This is a genomic window from Kitasatospora sp. NBC_00315, assembly GCF_041435095.1.
Lineage (GTDB): Bacteria > Actinomycetota > Actinomycetes > Streptomycetales > Streptomycetaceae > Kitasatospora.
On sequence record NZ_CP108025.1, the window covers coordinates 4,919,351 to 4,939,116 of the forward strand.

At 71.6% G+C, this 19,766-nt stretch carries 18 protein-coding genes; 16 read left to right on the plus strand and 2 right to left on the minus strand.

Annotation, left to right across the window (positions count from 1 at the left end):
- Positions 1-24 precede the first annotated feature (24 nt).
- The 7 genes from OG823_RS20325 (at position 25) to OG823_RS20355 (ending at position 4,744) form a co-directional block, all read left to right on the plus strand.
- The gene (locus tag OG823_RS20325; RefSeq protein ID WP_371481015.1) at positions 25-762 is read left to right on the plus strand and encodes an NAD-dependent deacetylase; all 738 of its coding nucleotides are present in this window, start codon (positions 25-27) and stop codon (positions 760-762) included.
- A 179-nt stretch (positions 763-941) separates the two neighbouring features.
- Positions 942-1,214, plus strand: coding sequence for a hypothetical protein (locus OG823_RS20330; RefSeq protein ID WP_371481016.1), 273 nt, complete (start codon positions 942-944; stop codon positions 1,212-1,214).
- 786 nt (positions 1,215-2,000) lie between these two features.
- Entirely contained in the window at positions 2,001-2,225 is a 225-nt protein-coding gene (locus OG823_RS20335) for a hypothetical protein (RefSeq protein WP_371481017.1), read from the plus strand.
- Positions 2,226-2,288: 63 nt separating this feature from the next.
- Positions 2,289-3,497 carry a cytochrome P450 gene (locus OG823_RS20340; protein WP_371481018.1) on the plus strand — a complete coding sequence of 403 codons (1,209 nt, stop codon included), beginning with the start codon at positions 2,289-2,291 and terminating at the stop codon, positions 3,495-3,497.
- Positions 3,498-3,538: 41 nt separating this feature from the next.
- A complete protein-coding gene (locus OG823_RS20345) occupies positions 3,539-3,769 on the plus strand; it encodes an ADP-ribosylglycohydrolase family protein (protein ID WP_371481019.1) in 231 nt (76 codons plus the stop codon).
- A 235-nt stretch (positions 3,770-4,004) separates the two neighbouring features.
- The gene (locus OG823_RS20350) at positions 4,005-4,172 is read left to right on the plus strand and encodes a hypothetical protein (protein WP_371481020.1); all 168 of its coding nucleotides are present in this window, start codon (positions 4,005-4,007) and stop codon (positions 4,170-4,172) included.
- On the plus strand, positions 4,169-4,744 hold the full coding sequence (locus OG823_RS20355) for a tetratricopeptide repeat protein (protein WP_371481021.1): 576 nt from the start codon (positions 4,169-4,171) through the stop codon (positions 4,742-4,744). Before OG823_RS20350 ends, OG823_RS20355 begins: the two co-directional genes overlap by 4 nt.
- 29 nt (positions 4,745-4,773) lie before the next feature.
- Here OG823_RS20355 and OG823_RS20360 read toward each other — a convergent pair whose 3' ends face one another.
- On the minus strand, positions 4,774-5,868 hold the full coding sequence (locus tag OG823_RS20360) for an ADP-ribosylglycohydrolase family protein (RefSeq protein ID WP_371481022.1): 1,095 nt from the start codon (positions 5,866-5,868) through the stop codon (positions 4,774-4,776).
- 48 nt (positions 5,869-5,916) lie between these two features.
- On the minus strand, positions 5,917-7,236 hold the full coding sequence (locus OG823_RS20365; RefSeq protein ID WP_371481023.1) for a DUF2786 domain-containing protein: 1,320 nt from the start codon (positions 7,234-7,236) through the stop codon (positions 5,917-5,919).
- A 366-nt stretch (positions 7,237-7,602) separates the two neighbouring features.
- Between OG823_RS20365 and OG823_RS20370 the strand changes: the two genes are divergently transcribed.
- From OG823_RS20370 to OG823_RS20410, 9 genes are all read left to right on the plus strand, one after another.
- Positions 7,603-8,253, plus strand: a complete 651-nt coding sequence (locus OG823_RS20370) for a DUF1707 and DUF4190 domain-containing protein (RefSeq protein WP_371481024.1) — start codon at positions 7,603-7,605, stop codon at positions 8,251-8,253.
- Between the two features lie 300 nt (positions 8,254-8,553).
- Positions 8,554-10,221, plus strand: coding sequence for a hypothetical protein (locus tag OG823_RS20375; protein ID WP_371481025.1), 1,668 nt, complete (start codon positions 8,554-8,556; stop codon positions 10,219-10,221).
- An 82-nt stretch (positions 10,222-10,303) separates the two neighbouring features.
- Positions 10,304-11,911, plus strand: a complete 1,608-nt coding sequence (locus OG823_RS20380) for a DUF2142 domain-containing protein (RefSeq protein ID WP_371481026.1) — start codon at positions 10,304-10,306, stop codon at positions 11,909-11,911.
- A 451-nt stretch (positions 11,912-12,362) separates the two neighbouring features.
- Positions 12,363-12,734, plus strand: a complete 372-nt coding sequence (gene rpsL, locus OG823_RS20385) for a 30S ribosomal protein S12 (RefSeq protein ID WP_014144289.1) — start codon at positions 12,363-12,365, stop codon at positions 12,732-12,734.
- Positions 12,735-12,736: 2 nt separating this feature from the next.
- Positions 12,737-13,207, plus strand: a complete 471-nt coding sequence (gene rpsG, locus OG823_RS20390) for a 30S ribosomal protein S7 (RefSeq protein WP_073924319.1) — start codon at positions 12,737-12,739, stop codon at positions 13,205-13,207.
- A 39-nt stretch (positions 13,208-13,246) separates the two neighbouring features.
- Positions 13,247-15,352: an elongation factor G gene (gene fusA / locus OG823_RS20395; RefSeq protein ID WP_371481027.1), complete on the plus strand. Its 2,106-nt coding sequence runs from the start codon at positions 13,247-13,249 to the stop codon at positions 15,350-15,352.
- A gap of 200 nt (positions 15,353-15,552) precedes the next feature.
- Positions 15,553-16,746, plus strand: a complete 1,194-nt coding sequence (gene tuf / locus OG823_RS20400) for an elongation factor Tu (RefSeq protein WP_371481028.1) — start codon at positions 15,553-15,555, stop codon at positions 16,744-16,746.
- 291 nt (positions 16,747-17,037) lie between these two features.
- Positions 17,038-18,054: a glycosyltransferase family 2 protein gene (locus OG823_RS20405; protein ID WP_371481029.1), complete on the plus strand. Its 1,017-nt coding sequence runs from the start codon at positions 17,038-17,040 to the stop codon at positions 18,052-18,054.
- Between the two features lie 182 nt (positions 18,055-18,236).
- On the plus strand, positions 18,237-19,454 hold the full coding sequence (locus OG823_RS20410) for an acyltransferase family protein (protein ID WP_371481030.1): 1,218 nt from the start codon (positions 18,237-18,239) through the stop codon (positions 19,452-19,454).
- Positions 19,455-19,766: the final 312 nt, after the last annotated feature.

Consider the following 19,766-nt stretch of genomic DNA (forward strand, 5'->3'; position numbering starts at 1 on the left):
GGAGCGGCCGCGTACGGTCCGGGCATGAACGCGAAGCGCCCCCTGACCGCCGTCCTGACCGGGGCCGGCATCTCCACCGACTCCGGCATCCCCGACTACCGGGGCCCGAACGGCGTCTGGCGGCGCGACCCCGACGCCCAGCAGCTGGTCACCATCGGCCCCTACCGCGCCGACCCGGACGTCCGCCGCCGGGCCTGGCTGCTGCGCCGCGACGTCGGCGCGCTGACGGCCGAGCCCAACGCCGGACACCTCGCCCTCGTCGAGCTGGAGCGGGCCGGCCTGCCGGTGCGGGTCCTCACCCAGAACGTCGACGGCCTGCACCAGCGGGCCGGCTTCCCGGCCCGCAAGGTGCTCGAACTGCACGGCACCGCCCGGGAGGTGCAGTGCCTGGGCTGTCGCGTGCGCGGCCCGATGGCCGAAGCCCTCGCCCGGGTCGAGGCGGGGGAGCCCGATCCGCCGTGCCGGGCCTGCGGCGGCATCCTCAAGCCCGCGACGGTGATGTTCGGCGAGGCGCTCGACCCGGTGGTGCTGGAGCAGGCCGGGGCCATCGCCAAGGCCTGCGACCTGTTCGTCGCGATCGGCACCACCCTCCAGGTGTACCCGGCGGCCGGGCTGGCGCAGCTGGCGCTGGACGGCGGCGCCCGGTTGATCGTGATGAACGCCGAATCGACGCCGTACGACCCGGTGGCGGACGAGGTGATCCGGGAGCCGATCGGCACGGCGCTACCGGCGCTGGTGGAGCGGCTGCTGGGACGGGGGTGAGCCGCCGGGGTCTCGCCGGCCGTCGCACTCAAGGAGTTCGCGACCACGATGCGGGCGCTGCTCGTCCCCGTCGATCCCGGCGTCTGCGTGCGCGGCTTCGTCTCCGTCGGCGACGGCGGGCTTTCGCGGCTGCGTGACGGCGGGTGGACCTCGCTCGACGGGTGTCCGAGGACGGCGGGATGCTGGACAGCGCGACGGACTGCCTGCCCGGGCCCTACCAGCACGCCCACGCGCGCCTGATCACCGACGGGCTGCCCGGCGACGTCCTGGTGCTCTCCACCGACGGCTTCTCGCTGCCGCTCGCGGGTGAGCCCGAGATGAGGTCCCGCCTCGCCGGACAGTGGGGCGAGACGACCGTCCCCGGTCTCGCCGAGTTCCTCTGGCAGACCCAGGTCAGGGCGCGCAGTTACGACGACGACCGCACGGTCGTCTGCCTGTGGGAGGGACCCTGATGACGGCGGGCGCGTCCGGGATCGACCTGGCCGTGGCGGACGGCCGTGACGTCGACGAGGCCCACCTGCTCCAGGCGGGGGAGGCGGGCCGGGGCGGCCAGGGGATGATCCACCGGATCGCCGGGTACCCGGGGCTGCTGTTCAAGCGCTATCTGCAGCCGGACAAGGTGAACGGCGCCGCCCTCACCGAACTCGTCCGGCTGCGCCACGACCTGCCGTCGGCGGAGCGCGAGCGCCTGGACGCCCAGGCGGCCTGGCCGCTCTGCAGGGTGGTCGACGCCGGCCGGTGCAAGGGCTTCCTGATGCAGGAGGCACCCGAGGCGATGCGCTGGCAGCCGGCCTCCGGCAGCCGGAAGCTCACCGAACTCCAGCACCTGTTCTACGCGGAGAGGCCGGCGACCCGAGGGGTGGTCCGCCCCTCGCCGGCCCAGCGGCTGGAACTCCTCCTGGAGCTGGCCGCGGTGGTGGATCGGCTGCACCGTTGGGGGCTGGTGTTCGGGGACCTCTCGCATGCCAACATCCTCTGGTCGGTCGTGCCGGAGCCCGCCGTCTACCTCATCGACTGCGACGGCGCCCGGCGCTCCGGGGCGCTGCCCGTCCTGGACCAGACCGACACGCCCTACTGGGCGGACCCGCACGCCCTGCCGGGCCAGCCGGCCGGTACGGACAGCGACCGCTACAAGTCGGCCCTGATCATCGGCAGGGCACTGGCCCAGGATCCGTACCTCACCCCGGACCGGTCCCTCGATCCGCTCCCCGGACCGGTCCCTCGATCCGCTCCCCGGGGTGCTGACCGAGCGCCGCCTCGCCGCGGTACGCCGTACCTGGGCCCAGGCCGACGGACCGTACGGCACCAGGCCGGACCTGACCGCCTGGTTGCTGGCCCTCGGCGGACGCGACACCATCGCGCTGGGCTCCGCCGTCACGCCTCCCGTCCGCCCGGTGGACGAGCGCATGTTCGACGGCCGTGCTCCCCGGGGGCGCATCCGGCTCAGCCGGCCCAAGCTCTGACCTCCCGGCGGGACCTGCCTACCATTGACCACCCACCAGCCCGTCGAACGTGGAGAGTGACCGATGGCGGCGAAGTTCGACCCCTGGTCGGCGGAGTTCGTGGCGCACCCGTACGACGCGTACGCCGAACTGCGCGAGCACGCGCCGGTGAGTTTCCACGAGCCCACCGGGCAGTGGCTGGTCGCCCGGCACCAGGACGTCGCCGCCCTGCTGCGGGATCGCCGCCTCGGTCGTACCTACACCCACCGCTACTCCCACGAGGAGTTCGGGCGGCCCGCGCCCGATCCGGCGCACGAGCCGTTCCACACCCTCAACGACCACGGGCTGCTCGATCTTGAGGCGCCCGACCACACCCGGATCCGGCGGCTGGTCTCCAAGGCCTTCACCCCGCGCCGGGTGGAGGAGCTGCGCCCGGCGGTCGCCCGGCTCGCCGGTGACCTGGTCGGCGCGCTGCTCGCGGACGGCGGCGGCGATCTGATCGCCGCCGTCGCCGAGCCGCTGCCGGTCGCGGTGATCGCCGAGATGCTCGGCGTTCCGGAGTCCGATCGCGGGCTGCTGCGGCCCTGGTCCGCCGCCATCACCGGCATGTTCGAGCTCAGTCCGAGCGAGGAGACCGCCCGCCGGGCGGTCACCGCCAGCACCGAGTTCTCGGACTACCTGCGCGAGCTGATCCGCGAGCGCCGCACCCGGCCCGGCGCCGACCTGATCAGCGCGCTGATCCGGGCCCAGGAGGGCGACGACGCGCTCAGCGAGCAGGAGATGGTCTCCACCTGCGTGCTGCTGCTCAACGCCGGCCACGAGGCGACCGTCAACACGACCGGCAACGGCTGGTGGGCACTGTTCCGCAACCCGGACCAGCTCGCCCTGCTGCGCGCCTTGGTGGACGAACTGCTGCCGACCGCCGTCGAGGAGCTGATGCGCTACGACACCCCGCTGCAGATGTTCGAGCGCTGGGTACTGGAGGACGTCGAGGTGGCGGGCGTGCGGATCCCGCGCGGCTCGGAGGTGGCCCTGCTCTTCGGCTCCGCCAACCGCGACCCGGCCCGCTTCGCCGACCCCGCCCGCCTCGACCTGGCGCGCGCCGACAACCCGCACCTCACCTTCGGCGCCGGAATCCATTTCTGTCTGGGCGCTCCGCTCGCCAGACTGGAGCTCGGCGAGTCGTACGGCGCGCTGCTGCGCCGGGCGCCCGGGCTGCGCCTGGTGCGCGAACCGGTGTGGCAGCCGGGCTATGTCATCCGGGGGCTCAAGGAGCTGCTGGTCGAGGTGTAGTGCGGGGCGGTCCCGGACGGTGGGCAGAGGGAGGCAGCGCGTTGAGGAAGACCGCGACGGGGGCGCTGCTCGGCCTGGCCATCGGTGACGCGATCGGCAGGCCGACCGAGTTCCAGCCGGTCGAGCGGATCGCGGCCGACTGGCCCGACTGGCGTGGACTCCCGCTGCCGCAGAGGGCGCTGGTCACCGACGACACCCAGATGCGACCTGGGCTCCGCCGGGCGGCCGTGCCGGTCGCACACTCCCCGGGCCGGACTCGATCGGAGTGCTGACCAGTGAGAATATGACTGATCGACAAAGCTGTTCGATATCAAGGAACTTGGAGTGATCCCCCGAAGGGATCTCCACTCTGGACGATTGCCCGACAAGATGCTTCCCTGGTGTCCCGACTTCCGCGAAAGGTGAACGATCCGGGCGGCCGGACCGGGCCGCGGAGGCTGAAGCGGCACCTTTTGAGGGGGGTCCGTTGAGTGCGACGGAGGGGCGTCCGTACGCCCGGACGCGGTGATGGCGGTACTTCTCGTCCTCCTGCTGGTGCTCCGCGCGGCCGCGCTGGTGAACGCGGGGATGGCCGGCCTGGTGGAGTGCTACGCGCTCGCCGGGCATGACATCGACGACCACCACGACTCGGTGCCGAGCGGCCCGGTGCGGCCCGAGAAGGCGGGCCCGCGATGACCCTGCCTGCCCTGCCCGCCCAGCCCGCCCAGCCCGCCCCCACCGCGACCACGGCCCCCGAACCGGCGCGCCCCGGACCGGCGAGCCCCGGCGCACTGCCCTCCGCCTCCGGATCGGCGAGCCCCGAATCGGCGACCTCCGGCGCACTGCCCTCCGGATCGGCGAGCCCCGGCGCTCTGCCCTCGCGCTCCGGCCCCCCGTCCCGGCCGCAGGAGGGTGCGCAGTGCCCGCTCTGCCGGCTCGTCCCCGCGCAGGACACGCTGCGCTGTCCCGGCTGTCAGGAGGACCTCGCCCCGCCGGTGCACCTGCGGCTGCGCGGGCGGCTCTGCTACAACGAGGGTCTGCGGCTGGCCCGCGCCGGGGCCTACCGGGACGCCGTCGTCGAACTGGAACAGGCGGTCCGGCTGGAGCCGGGACTGGTGGTGGCCTGGGTGGTGCTGGGCAAGGCCGAGGCCGCGCTCGGCGACCCGGCCCGCGCCGCCGCCGCGTTCGGCCGCGCCCTGCGCCTGGACCCGGACCACGCCGGCGCGGGAGCCGCCCTGGCGGCGCTCCCCGGCGCCCCCGCGCACTGAGCCCCGCCCGTGCCGGGCCTCGGTACCCGCTACCCCGCCACGGGGTAGCGGTCGCCGAGCACCGGGTGGGCGGGCTCCCGGCTGCCGAACAGCACCACCAGGTCGTCCGCCGTCCGGATCAGGACCTCGCGGCCCTCGACCTCGTTCGTCCAGGCGGCCGGCAGCGCACCCGCCCCGTGCAGCGCGCCGACCAGGTTGCCGCACACCGCGCCGGTGGAGTCGCTGTCGCCGGAGTGGTTCACCGCGAGCAGCAGCGCCCGCCGGGCCCCGTCCGGCCCGGTGCCACCCGCGAGTGCGCAGTACACCGCGATGGCCAGGCACTCCTCGGCGATCCAGCCGAGGCCGACCCGCTCCACCCATTCGGCGCAGGGCTCACCCTGGTCGGCGATCAGCACGGCCCGCCGGAGCGCCTTGACCGTCTCCTCGCTCCGGGGCCAGGCGGCGGTCTGTTCGATGGTCTCCTCGACGGCGCTCCGCAGCTGCTCCCCGGCCGTCACCCGTTCGACCAGCGCGGCGAAGGCGCCCGCCGCCAGGTAGCCGGTCGGGTGCCCGTGGGTGAGCTGCGCGCACTGCGCGGCCAGCCCGAAGGCCTGCTCCACCCCGAGCCGGGCCAGCCCGAACGGCGCCGAGCGCATCACCGTCCCGCAGCCCTTGGAGTGCGCGTTGATGGGCCCGGGCCGCCCGAACGCCGAGGGCGCCTCGAACGCCCGGTGCTGCGCGACCCCGGTCATGCAGGCGTTGCCGGGCGCCCGCCGCGCGTACAGGAACTCCTGCCGCAGCAGCCATCCGTCGTAGGGGTCCTGTCCGGGCAGCAGGTCGGGTGCGTCCTGTTCCTGGGTCAGCATCCAGCGCTGATAGGCCGCGTGGACGGCCTCCGGCACCGAGCCGCCGTTGCCGGACCAGCCCCGGACGAACCCCCGGATCAGTCCCTCCGCGGTGAACAGCGTCATCTGGGTGTCGTCGGTGACCTCCCAGTGCCGTCGGTTCACCCGGCCGGTCACACCCTCCGCGCCGTACTGCTGCCGGATGTCGTCCAGGTGCAGGAACTCCACCGGCCAGCCGAGGGCGTCGCCCACCGCACCGCCCAGCAGGGCGCCCCGCACCCGGTCCGCGTACTGGATCACTGCCGCCGTCCCCCTCTGTCCCGGCCCCGGTCCGGGGCCGCCCGTCTCTCAGCGCCGGATCTCGCCGGTCCGCCCGTGCAGTGCGGCCCGGTCGGCGGCGGCCCGGCCGGCCGCCCAGCCCTCGCCGTCGCTCACCCGGACCCGTTGCGACGTCAGCTTCGGGAACATCCGTCCGATGGTGGCGTCGACCGCCGCCTCGCGGGCGGCCAGGGCGGGCAGCAGCCGCTCGTCGGGGACGAGTTGCTCCGCCGTGCCGTCCTCGCGCAGGTGCCGCCCGGCGGCGGCGTCCTCGGTGGCCTGCTCGGTGGCGGCGGTCAGCCGCTCCCTGATCCGGGCAGCGTACGCGACCAGGAACGACTGCCGGAACGCCTTGGTGCGCGAGGCGCCGTCCAGGTGCTGGCGGCTGCCGGCCCGGTGCATCGCGGCGGTGGCCTGCACCAGCAGCGAGGTGTAGAGCAGCTCCACGCCGTCGAGGTCGGCGTCGAAGCCGACGATCGTGCAGAAACCGAACTCCTTCGCCCACACCACCCGGCAGCGGTTGGCGGCGGCCACGGCGTCCAGCAGCATCGTCTTCGGCACCTCGTACGGGCTGTCCACGCCGATCCGCAGCGCCGCCGGGGTGTTCGCGCCGGTGGCGGTGACGGCGAGCAGGGCCTCGTCGATGCTGTGCTGGGCCATCAGCTGCTGGGCCTTGGCGGTCAGCGCCTCGGCCTCCTCGGGGTACTCGGTCGACTCGGCCTTGGCCAGCAGCGCCCGGATCCGCGACAGCATCCGGGGCTCGCCGGTGACCGGCCCGCTCGGCCGCTCGAACCGGGGCGCCTGCCCCGGGACGGGCCCGACCGGCTGGACCGGCGGCAGGTGCCCCCAGGTCCGCAGCAGCTCCAGGACGGCGGTGGCCAGCGCGAAGCGGTCCAGCCGGTGCCGCTCGGCGAAGCCGGTGAGGTACGTCTCGTCCCCCGCCCACCACGTCTCGACGGCCAGCTCACGCAACTGCTCGTGCCAGCGCCGGTCGAGGGCCGCCGCCGGGTGCCGGCGCCCCTCGGCGGCGATCAGGTCCACCGCGAGGGCCAGATGGACGGGCTTGAGCTCCCGGCGCACCACCCGGACCAGGTCGGCCGGCCGCCACCCGGTGCTCCAGCACCGGCCCACGGCGGTGTCGGCGTACGCCAGCAGGGCCCGGCTGACGGCCGGCCACTGCGCGGGGGCGGCGGCCAGCAGCGAGGCCCCGGTGTCCAGCGCGAGGTCCAGTCCCTCGGCGGGGGCCGCCACCACCCGGTGCACCGCCTGCTCCAGCAGCCCGCCGACGGCCTGGTCGGGCCCGGAGTCCTGGTGCTGCCTGCGCTTGCCCACGGTGGTGTCTGCCTTCATCGCGTTCGGTGTCCGGGGCGGTCCGCCCTCCTGCCATGATGCCGGAGCGCGCGCCCCGGCCCGGCCGCGCGGACGGGGATCACAGGCCGGAGCCGGACGCCCCGGGGCCGAACACGCGTCCCCGCCGGGCCCGGCTGCCGGTCCGCGCGGAGTGTCCACAGGCTGTGGACGACGCCGGAGGCCGGGCGGGCACCCCGGGCGGCCGGACCGCCGGCGGTGCGCGGCCGGCGCCGCTGGGCCGAACGGGCGAGTGCCGCGTGCCGTACACCGGTCGGTGAAACCCGCAACTACTCGGAGCCGTCCTTCGTCCTGCACTATGAGAACAGCGAGCGCGCGCTGCGTGCCGGGGTGTCGGGAGGTGGCCGGATGGCCGTACAGCCGTGGGGTCAGCAGGGCTCCGGGTACGGGAAAACCCCGTCGCAGATGCCACCCCAGCCCTACGCACCACCCCAGCCGTACGCCCAGCCGCAGCCCTACGCGCAGCCGCAGTCGTACGCCCAGCCCTGGCAGCCCGCCCCGATCCCGCAGGCGGCGATGCGCGCGGCGCACACCGACCGCGACCGGACTGTGGACGTCCTGAAGGCGGCGTACGCCGAGGGGCGGCTCTCCGCGGAGGAGTACTCGCAGCGCTTCGACGCCGCAAACCGGGCGCAGACGTACGGCGAGCTCTCGCGGATCGTCGCCGACCTGCCCTCCGGGCCGATGGTGCTGCCGATGGGCGGCGCCGTCCCGGTGGTGCCGCCGACGTTCCTGCCGCCGCCGCCGGTGCCGGCGGCGCGGCCGACCAACGGGCTGGCGATGGCCTCGCTGGTGCTCGGCCTGCTCTGCATCCCGACCGTCGGCACGCTGGCGGTGCCCGCGGTGGTCTGCGGTCATCTGGCGAAGTCGCAGCTGCGGCAGAGTCAGGAGGAGGGCGACGGCATGGCCACGGCCGGCCTGGTGATCGGCTGGCTGTCGATCGCCGGCTGGGCGGCGTCCCTGCTCCTGCTGCTGGCGGCGCTGACCAGGTCCGCCTGAGCCGCGGGCCTTCCGGAACCGGTCCGCCTGAGCCGTGGGCGTTCCGGAGCCGGTCCGCCTGAGCCGCGGGCCTTCCGGAACCGGTCCGCCTGAGCCGCGGGCCTTCCGGAACCGGTCCGCCGAAGATCGAAACCGATCGGACGGCACCCGCTTCTCCGTGCGAATACCGTACGAGCAGGCCGTAGGATTCCGGAAGCAGCTGCCCCGGCCTTCACACCTCGCGCACACCGTGTGCTGCCGTCGGCCGGAGCCACCGTGCCCTGGCAGCGCCGGACATCCACCAGCCGAGGGATCACTCCAGTGACAGTCAGCATCGAGGACACGAGCACGCCCGGCTCGTACGTCCGGACGGGTTCGGCCCGGATCCGCCACGGGCGGCACCGGGTTCTTCGTTCCTCGCCGCTGCTCCTGCTGGCCGAGGCCGGCGTGGCCTTCGCGGCCGCGCTGGTGCTGCCGGCCCTGGCCCGGCGCTTCAAGCTCAACCCGCTCGACCGGATAGCCCAGGTCAGCGGGCTGGCCGCGATCCAGTTCAGATTCGCCCTGATCGGGTTGGTCCTGATCGGTCTGGTCGTGGTGTCGATGCGGCTGCGCGGCGGCCGGTTCTTCGGGCTGACGGCGCGTTTCGCCAGCGCCGGCCTGGCGGGCCTGGCCAGCGGCTTCGTGGCCGCCGGAGCGGTGGTCGCCCTGCTCGGCACGCCGTGGCCGATGTTCGGACTGAACGGAGACAGCGGCCGGATCGTCGAGTGGGCCCAGGCCGTGGCGCACGGGCTGCCCTCGCCCTCCCCGGTCTACCCGCCGCTGCCGCTGTACACCCTCGGCTACTACGCGCAGTGGTTCCACGACGGCAACACCGCCTATGCCTTCAAGGACCTGCAGATCCTGGGCGCCGCCGCGTTCGGCCCGCTGGTCTACCTGGCCTGGCGGATGCTGCTCAGCCCGGTGCGCGCGCTCGCCTTCGGGGTCCTGCCCGCCTTCGCGCTGATCGACGCCTACAAGCCCTACAGCCAGACCGTCCTGGTCCTGCTGGTGCCGGTGCTGGTCGCGATGGTGGTCCAGCTGAAGCGGAGCGGGACGTCGTCCTGGCCCTCACTGCTGCTCAAGGCCGCCGGGTTCGGCGTCCTGCTCGGCGCGTTGTTCCTCACCTACTCCGGCTGGTTCCTGTGGAGCGCGGCGGGGGTGGTGGTCGCGGCCCTGGTGTACTTCCCCTGGCGCACCGGCCGGCTCCGCGGCCTGGCCTTCGTCGGCGTCACGGCCGCGGCCTTCGCCGCCGTGGCGGGCTCCTACCTCCACACCATGCTGACGGTCGGCCAGGACACCAAGGACTACAACTTCCGCTTCGACAACTTCACCGATCCGGCCTACTTCCTGATGTGGCGCACCGACATGCCGGGCAAGGTCACGGAGTGGCCGCTGCCGGGCGAGTTCGGCGGGATGGACCTGTTCGCGGTCGTGATGTTCGTCTGCGTGGGCGTGGCCCTGTGGCTCGGCATACGCAAGCCGCTGGTGGTGACCATCTGCTGCATGTTCGCCAGCGCCTGGGTGATGCGGATGTACATCGCCTCGCACATGTACGAGACCCAGACCGTTCAGCTCTACACCCGCACCAACAACCAGCTGCTCTACTGCGGACTGATCCTCGGCGCCCTGGTGGCCCACCTGGTCTCGCTGCGGCTGGCGGAGCGCCGCACGGCCGGCGGCGGGCCGGCGGCGGGGGAGGCGTCCACCGGCGGCGGTTTCCCGAATCCGAGGGCGGCCGTGATCGGCGCGTTGTTCGCTCTGCTCTTCCTCTTCGGTACGGTCTCCTCCTCGATGGCCGACCGTTACATGCCGGCCAAGGAGAACTCCTACCGGATCCTCCCCTGGGTGTCGCACACGGTGCAGAAGCTGGACGGCTCCTGCCCGAAGTTCGCCCCCGGCGGTACGTGCTCCAAGGACGGCGACCAGTCCTGGCTCCACATGATCCAGTAGGGCCCGGGCCGGACCACCGTCCGCCCGCACCCGTCGTGACCACCCGACTCCCGCAGAGGGCCAGCGCCAGATGACGAACAGCATGAAGCGACTCGCCGACCGGCTCGTCAGGACGCCGAGACGGCTGTGGGCGGTGTCCTTCGTGATCTTCTTCGCGCTGGGGGCGGCCTGGTCCGTCTCCACGCCGATCGGTGCCTCGCCCGACGAGCACGCGCACTTCATCCGGGCCGCCGCGGTGGCCCGCGGCCAGATCGACGGCCGCGAGGTGATGGTCCCGCACGTGGTCGGCGGCATCGAGGGCGACTTCGCCGAGACGGGCGTTCAGCTGCCCCGGTGGTACCAGGACCTGAAGGACGTCAACGCCTGCTACGTCTTCAACCCGGAGAAGCCGGCCTCCTGCGCGCCCGCGCTGGGGCACTCGCAGGAGACCACCCAGGTGACCACCGCGGCGGGCCGCTACAACCCGGCGTACTACCTCGCGGTCGGCTGGCCGAGCCTGGTGGTCCCCGGCGTGCCGGGCCTGTACCTGATGCGCCTGATGTCGGCGCTGATCTGCGCCGCCCTGGTGGCCAGCGCGGTGCTGTCGGCCGCGGAGTGGCGCCGCCGTTCCGTCCCGCTGCTCGCGGTGGTGGTCTCGGCCACCCCGATGGCCCTGTTCATGTTCGGGGTGGTCAACCCGAGCGGCCCCGAGATCGCCGCCGGGATCCTGGTGTGGAGCACCGTGCTGCCGGTGCTGATGGCGCCGGATCCCCGCCTGCTGACCCGCAGGCTGGCCCGGCTGGGCATCGGCGCGGTGGTCCTGATCAACATCCGCCCGCTGGGCGTCATCTGGTTCGCCGCGGCGCTGGCGGCCGGTCTGCTGCTGCAGGAGCGCTCGGCCCTGCGCGCGGTGCTGCGGCGCAGGTCGGCCTGGCTCTGGGGGCTGTGCACGGTGGCCGCGGTGGCCGGCGCGCTGCTCTGGCAGCGGGCCCACCCGGACAACTCCGTCATCAAGGTGCAGGGCACGCTGACCCCGCTGCTGGCGGCTCGGCGAACCTTCGACAACTCACTGGTGTACTTCAAGCAGATGGTCGGCTTCTTCGGCTGGCTCGACGCCGCGCCGCCGGCCGCGACCGTGCTGGTCTGGTGCGCCGTCGTGGTGATGCTGGTCCTGCTGGCGCTCTGCTTCGCCCGGGTGCGCGACGCGGTGGCGCTGCTGGGGGCGACCGCGGGCCTCGTGGTCATCCCGGTGGCGGCCCAGGCCGCGCAGTCCGACCTCGGGATGGTCTGGCAGGGGCGCTACCTGCTCCCGTTCGGGGTCGGCCTGCCGCTGATGGCGGCCGCGGTCTGCGCGAAGCGCTCCCCCCGGGTGGGGGTGCCGTGGCGCCGGCTGGTGACGCTGTCGGCCTTCTCGCTCGCGGTGGTGAACGCGGCGGCGTTCGTCTGGGCCCTGCGCCGCAACGCCGTCGGCGAGCGCGGTCCGCTGCTGCTCAGCCCGGCGAAGTGGGCCCCGCCCGGCGGCTGGCCGGCGTGGGTGGGGCTCTACACCCTGGCCGCGCTGCTGCTGGCCGCTCTGGTGGTGGCGCTGTCGAAGGACCGCGAGACGCTCCCCGGCGCAGTGCCGGCGGAGGAGGGGGACGCACCCGACGGGAGCGGGCGGGGAACCGGAACGCACCGGCGCGGCCCGCAGGCGATCCCGGCCGACGCCTGAGACCCTGGTCACCCGGGGCCGTCCGGGTGCCGGCGGCATGCGTGCCGCGGCGATCTGTGATAGGGCGGATGTGTGGCTCCCCGCCGCGGACGGGGACCACACGGACGGCCACGACCTGCGGCGTTGCATTTGTTTTGACCGAGCCCGATGCGCTAGGTACGCTCTGACCTTGTGCCTGGGGTGTCCCCGGGTCCTTGTGCGTGCAAGCACACCGGCCGCCGCGCCACAACGAAGCGCTCTCCAGCGCCTCGCGCGCGCGAGCGCCGTCGCTGCACATCAGCTCATGGGATTCCGCGATTCCTCCACTGTCCGCGTCGGCTGCGAAGCCGGGGCGGGTGGGCCGGAAGAAGCCCAACACACCCGACCGCGTGGGTCGACCACGGGGCCGTGTGGGTTGGGAACACCGCAGGTTAGATCTACCAAGCGATGGCACACAGAAAACGGAGAAACGGTGCCTACGATCCAGCAGCTGGTCCGAAAGGGCCGGCAGGACAAGGTCGAGAAGAACAAGACTCCCGCGCTCAAGGGCTCGCCCCAGCGTCGTGGTGTTTGCACGCGTGTGTACACGACCACCCCGAAGAAGCCGAACTCGGCTCTCCGTAAGGTCGCCCGTGTGCGCCTCACCAGCGGGATCGAGGTCACCGCTTACATTCCGGGCGAGGGCCACAACCTGCAGGAGCACTCCATCGTGCTCGTGCGTGGCGGTCGTGTGAAGGACCTGCCGGGTGTGCGTTACAAGATCATCCGCGGCTCGCTCGACACCCAGGGTGTCAAGAACCGCAAGCAGGCCCGCAGCCGCTACGGCGCCAAGAAGGAGAAGTAAGAATGCCTCGTAAGGGCCCCGCCCCGAAGCGCCCGGTCATCATTGACCCGGTTTACGGCTCCCCTGTCGTGACGTCGCTGGTCAACAAGATCCTGCTGCACGGCAAGCGCTCCACCGCCGAGCGGATCGTCTACGGCGCCCTTGAGGGCGTTCGTGAGAAGACCGGCGCCGACCCCGTCGTCACCCTGAAGCGCGCGCTTGAGAACGTCAAGCCGGCGCTTGAGGTCAAGTCCCGCCGTGTCGGTGGCGCGACGTACCAGGTTCCGGTCGAGGTCCGTCCGGGCCGCGCCGCCACCCTGGCGCTGCGCTGGATGGTCGGTTACTCCCGCGCCCGTCGCGAGAAGACCATGACCGAGCGCCTCATGAACGAGATCCTCGACGCCAGCAACGGCCTGGGCGCTTCCGTGAAGCGTCGCGAGGACACCCACAAGATGGCCGAGTCCAACAAGGCCTTCGCGCACTACCGCTGGTAGTCCTAACCCCGTCACTAGACAGAGAGAGAACGAGCCACCATGGCTGCAACCTCCCTTGACCTTGCCAGGGTCCGCAACATCGGGATCATGGCGCACATCGACGCGGGCAAGACCACCACCACCGAGCGGATCCTGTTCTACACCGGTGTGTCGTACAAGATCGGTGAGGTCCACGATGGCGCTGCCACCATGGACTGGATGGAGCAGGAGCAGGAGCGCGGCATCACGATCACGTCGGCCGCGACGACCTGTCACTGGACCGTCGACGATGTCGCCAACACGATCAACATCATCGACACCCCGGGCCACGTCGACTTCACCGTCGAGGTGGAGCGTTCGCTCCGCGTCCTCGACGGCGCCGTCACGGTGTTCGACGGTGTCGCCGGTGTCGAGCCCCAGTCCGAGACCGTGTGGCGGCAGGCCGACCGCTACGGCGTCCCGCGCATCTGCTTCATCAACAAGCTGGACCGCACGGGCGCGAACTTCTTCTTCTGCGTCGACACCATCGTGGACCGCCTCGGCGCCACCCCGCTGGTGATGCAGCTCCCGATCGGTGCCGAGGGCGACTTCGCCGGCGTTGTGGACCTGGTCCGCATGAAGGCGCTGGTCTGGTCGGCCGAGGCCGCCAAGGGCGAGATGTACGACATCGTCGACATCCCGGCCGACCTGCAGGAGCAGGCGGACGAGTACCGCGAGGCGCTGCTGGACACCGTGTCGAACGTCAGTGACGAGGTGATGGAACTCGCCATGGAGGGCGAGGACGTCCCCGAGGAGCTGCTGGTCGCCGCGATCCGCAAGGGCACGCTGAACTCGGACTTCACGCCGATCTTCTGTGGCACCGCGTTCAAGAACAAGGGCGTTCAGCCCCTGCTCGACGCGGTCGTCAAGTACCTGCCGTCGCCGCTGGACATCGAGTCCATCGAGGGCACCAAGCCCGGCGACGACACGGTCAAGATCTCCCGCAAGGCCTCGGACGACGAGCCGCTCGCCGCGCTCGCGTTCAAGATCATGTCCGACCCGCACCTCGGCAAGCTCACCTTCGTCCGGATCTACTCCGGGCGCCTTGAGGCCGGCACCGCCGTCCTCAACGCGGTGAAGGGCCGCAAGGAGCGCATCGGCAAGATCTACCGCATGCACGCGAACAAGCGTGAGGAGATCGACTCGGTGGGCGCCGGCGACATCGTCGCCGTCATGGGTCTCAAGCAGACCACCACCGGCGAGACCCTGTCCGACGAGAAGCACCCGGTCATCCTGGAGTCCATGGACTTCCCGGCCCCGGTCATTCGCGTCGCGATCGAGCCGAAGTCGAAGGGCGACCAGGAGCGTCTGGGCACCGCGATCCAGCGGCTGGCCGAGGAGGACCCGTCCTTCCAGGTCAACACCGACGAGGAGACCGGCCAGACCATCATCGCGGGTATGGGCGAGCTGCACCTCGAGGTGCTGGTCGACCGTATGAAGCGTGAGTTCAAGGTCGAGGCCAACGTCGGCAAGCCGCAGGTCGCGTACCGTGAGACGATCCGCAAGGCCGTCGAGCGTATCGACTACACGCACAAGAAGCAGACCGGTGGCTCCGGCCAGTTCGCGAAGATCCAGATCGCGATCGAGCCGATCGAGTCCGGCGAGGGCTACGAGTTCGTGAACAAGGTCACCGGTGGCCGCGTTCCGAAGGAGTACATCCCCTCGGTCGACGCCGGTTGCCAGGAGGCCATGGAGTTCGGTGTCCTCGCCGGCTACCCGCTCCAGGGTGTCCGCGTGACGCTGCTCGACGGTGCCTCGCACGACGTCGACTCCTCCGAGCTGGCGTTCAAGATCGCCGGTTCGATGGCCTTCAAGGAAGGCGCCCGCAAGGCCGGTCCGGCCCTGCTGGAGCCCATGATGGCCGTCGAGGTCACCACGCCCGAGGACTACCTGGGCGACGTGATCGGCGACATCAACTCTCGCCGTGGCCAGATGAAGTCCATGGAAGAGCGTCACGGTGCCCGCGTCGTTGCGGCGCTGGTGCCTCTCTCCGAGATGTTCGGCTACGTCGGTGACCTGCGCAGCAAGACCTCTGGTCGCGCAAGCTACTCGATGCAGTTCGACTCGTACGCCGAGGTTCCGCGGAACGTGGCGGACGACATCATCGCCAAGGCCAAGGGCGAGTAACGTCCCGAATATCGGGATGTTCGCGACCCCTTAGGCTATTAGGAGGCATTCCCGGCGGGATCGGACAGATCCGATCCCGCCGTGCCTCCGGCCCCACATCCGCGGGACGGCATGGAGCGCAACCCAGCGCCCCGTACCAAACCCGATCAAAGACCAACTGACGTCGTACGGCGTACAGAACTGTCCTCAGGAGGACTGCAGTGGCGAAGGCGAAGTTCGAGCGGACGAAGCCCCACGTCAACATCGGCACCATCGGTCACATTGACCACGGTAAGACGACCCTTACCGCGGCCATCACCAAGGTGCTGCACGACGCGTACCCCGACATCAACCCCTTCACGCCGTTCGACCAGATCGACAAGGCGCCGGAGGAGCGGCAGCGCGGTATCACCATCTCGATCGCGCACGTCGAGTACCAGACCGAGGCGCGTCACTACGCCCACGTTGACTGCCCCGGTCACGCGGACTACATCAAGAACATGATCACCGGTGCGGCCCAGATGGACGGTGCGATTCTCGTCGTCGCCGCCACCGACGGCCCGATGCCGCAGACCAAGGAGCACGTGCTCCTGGCCCGCCAGGTCGGCGTCCCCTCCATCGTCGTCGCCCTGAACAAGGCCGACATGGTGGACGACGAGGAGATCCTGGAGCTCGTCGAGCTCGAGGTCCGCGAGCTGCTCTCCGAGTACGACTTCCCGGGCGACGACCTGCCGGTCGTGCGCGTCTCGGCGCTCAAGGCGCTCGAGGGCGACAAGGAGTGGGGCGAGAAGCTCCTCGGCCTCATGGCCGCGGTCGACGACTTCATCCCGACCCCGGCGCGCGCCACCGAGCTGCCGTTCCTGATGCCGATCGAGGACGTCTTCACGATCACCGGTCGTGGCACCGTCGTCACCGGTCGTATCGAGCGTGGCATCCTCAAGGTCAACGAGACTGTCGACATCATCGGCATCAAGGAGACCAAGACCACCACCACGGTCACCGGCATCGAGATGTTCCGCAAGCTGCTCGACGAGGGCCAGGCCGGTGAGAACGTCGGTCTGCTCCTCCGTGGCATCAAGCGCGAGGACGTCGAGCGCGGCCAGGTCATCATCAAGCCGGGTTCGGTCACGCCGCACACCGACTTCGAGGCCCAGTCCTACATCCTGTCGAAGGACGAGGGTGGCCGTCACACCCCCTTCTTCAACAACTACCGCCCGCAGTTCTACTTCCGTACCACGGACGTGACCGGCGTCGTGACCCTCCCCGAGGGCACCGAGATGGTCATGCCGGGCGACAACACCGCCATGACGGTCGTGCTGATCCAGCCGATCGCCATGGAGGAGGGCCTGAAGTTCGCCATCCGTGAGGGTGGCCGCACCGTCGGCGCCGGCCAGGTCACCAAGATCCTCAAGTAATTGACGGTCTAGACCTGCCTGCACCACAGGCGACCGAAGGGCCCCGCGCACCCCAGGGTGTGCGGGGCCCTTCGGCATGTCCGTGCGCGAAGGGCCCCGGTGCCGCGTGTCTTGGGTGGAGGGCGGCCGGTGGCGCCCTGTTAGGATGACGGCCAATTCCGGCCTGTCCGGAGTGCTCCCCGCGACCGTGCGGATCCGGGGGGAACGGGGCCGGAGTCGTGGGCGGTCTCCCGGCGCCCGACGTGCATCTTCCACGTACGCGCAAGCAATCTCGGGACAGGGAGATCAGTGATGTCCACCCCCGCACTTCGGACGGGCGAGGCGGCCGCCCGGCCGGTGCCCCTGCTGTCGGTCGTCATACCGATCTACAACGAGCAGGAGGCGCTGCCGCTCACCGTCGCGCGCCTGCGGCCCGTCCTCGACGCGCTCGGCGTCACGTACGAGGTCGTGGGCGTCGACGACGGCAGCACCGATGCCACCGCCGTGATCATGGCCAAGCTCCAGCAGGACTGGCCGGAGTTCCGCAGCGTCCGCTTCGCCCGCAACTCCGGGCACCAGGCGGCGCTCACCGCGGGCATCCACCGGGCCTTCGGGGCATACGTGGTCAGCATCGACGCGGACCTCCAGGACCCTCCGGAGAAGATCACCGAGATGCTCGCGCTCGCCCGCGAACAGAGCCTGGACATCGTCTACGGCGTGCGCGGGGACCGCGGCAGCGACACCTTCTTCAAGCGGGGGACGGCCGGCGCCTACTACTGGCTGATGCGCAGGCTCGTCGGCAAGAACATGCCCAACCAGGCCGGTGACTTCCGGCTGCTCAGCCGGGCCGCCGTCGATGCCCTCAAGGCGCTGCCGGAGCACCAGCCGGTCTACCGCCTGCTGGTCCCGTGGCTCGGCTTCGCCAGCGGCGAGATCGTCTACGTGCGCGAGGAGCGGGTCGCCGGCAGCACCCACTACCCGCTGTCCAAGATGCTGCGGCTGGCCATCGACAGCATCACCAACTTCTCCGCCACCCCGCTGCGGCTGGCCACCTGGCTCGGCCTGCTGAGCTTCGTGGTCTGCGTCGTCCTGGCGGTCTACACGACCGTGGAGTTCGTCGTCGGCTCCACCGTGCCGGGCTGGTCCTCGTTGTTCATCGGCATGCTGTTCATCGGCAGCGTCCAGCTGATCTGCGTCGGGCTGCTCGGCGAGTACGTCGGCCGGATCTACTCCGCCGTCCAGGCCCGCCCCTCCTACTTCGTCGGCTACGACTCCGCGGACGAATGGGCGCCGGCCCGGGCCGGCGCGCCCTCGGAGTACGTCCGCTAACGCCGTTCCGGGCACGGACCGGCGGCCGGTCCGAGCGCCGGCCGGTCGCGCCCCGTCCGTCATCGGCGGAGGACCGGGCGGATCGGACCGGCCGGGCGCGCCGCGCGGACCGCGCCGCCCGGGAGCGCCTGCGGCGGACCCCGGCGGCCGTTTCCGGCCTGCCGGCACGCTATTGTCCCGGAGTGAGCAGAACTACCCTTCGTGGTGAGAACAGTACGGCTGCCCCGGCCCGGCGCGGGCGACTGGTGGCGCTGGACGGCCTTCGCCTGATCGCCGCGCTGATGGTGGTCTTCCACCACTACGTGGGCTTCGGCGGCGGTCCGACCGCCTCGGAGAACGCCTGGGGACGGCCGGTGTCGCAGGTCTTCCACCACGCGTCGGCCTTCGGCGGCTACCTCTGGACGGGGTTCTGCCTCTTCTTCATCATCAGCGGCTTCGTCATCTGCATGAGCAGCTGGGGGCGGGGACTGGGTGACTTCTTCACCTCCCGGGTGATGCGGCTCTACCCTGCCTTCTGGGTCTCGGTGCTCGCCACCACCGCCGTGCTCACACTCTGGCCCGTGGTCCGCAAGCCGCTCGACGCCTACTCGGTGCTCGCCAACATGACCATGCTGGCGGAGCCGCTCGGCTACAAGGTCGTGGATTCGGTCTACTGGACGCTCTGGATCGAGCTGCGCTTCTACCTGCTGTTCGCGCTGGTCGTCTGGAGGGGTGTCACCTACCGGCGGGTGGTGGCCTTCTGCGTGCTGTGGACGGTCGGCGGCCTGGTGTCGGGCAGCGTCAAGATCCCCGGCCTGGAGCTGTTCGCGATGTCCGAGGTCTCCTCGTTCTTCGTGGCCGGGCTGGCGTTCTACCTGATGCACCGGTTCGGGCCGAACCTGCTGCTGTGGGGGATCGTGGTGCTCAGCTGGATCCTCTCGCTGCGCTACGCGGGCGACCACCAGGGGGACCTGACGGGCTATCTCGGCCGGGCACTGCCCAGCTGGCCGGCCCTGTTGCTGGTGACCCTGTCCTACCTGGTGGTGGCGGCGGTGGCGCTCGGCTTCACCGCCCGGATCCAGTGGCGCTGGCTGACCGTCGCAGGCGCGCTCACCTACCCGCTCTACCTGCTGCACGAGTACATCGGCTGGACGGCGATCCGGCTGTTGCGCAACCACGCCCAGCCGTGGGTGGTCGTCGGGGTGGTGACCCTGGGCATGCTCCTGGCGGCGTGGCTGGTGCACCGGCTGATCGAGCGGCCGCTGGCACCGCTGCTCAAGCGCGGCCTGCGGGGGGCCTTCGAGCAGCTCCGGGCGGCCGAGCCGGCCACCGGGGCCCCCCGGGTCGGGGTGCAGGCGCCGGCGGCGGTGACGTCTCAGCAGGACGGTGATCTGGTCGGCGCGGCCCGGCCCGCGCCGTAGGGCCGGAACAGGTCTTCCACGCACGGCCCGGGCGGCCGCAGGACATCCTGCGGCCGCCCGGTCTTTGCGCCCGATCCGTGGTCCGTACCCGACTCGTTCCACGGATCTGGTTATGATCCGTCGGAGGATGGCCCGGCCGATCGTCCCAGCGGGGCCGTGGGGGGTGTCGCACGACCGGTCCGCGCATACTCGGCTGACGGTCGGCGCCCGGGTCCGGACTGTCCGTCGGAAGGAAAGGGGCGTCGTCCAGGTGACGACCGGCTCTGCGGTTTTGAGCAAGGACACGGGGGCGGGGCCGGGTGGGCTCCCGGC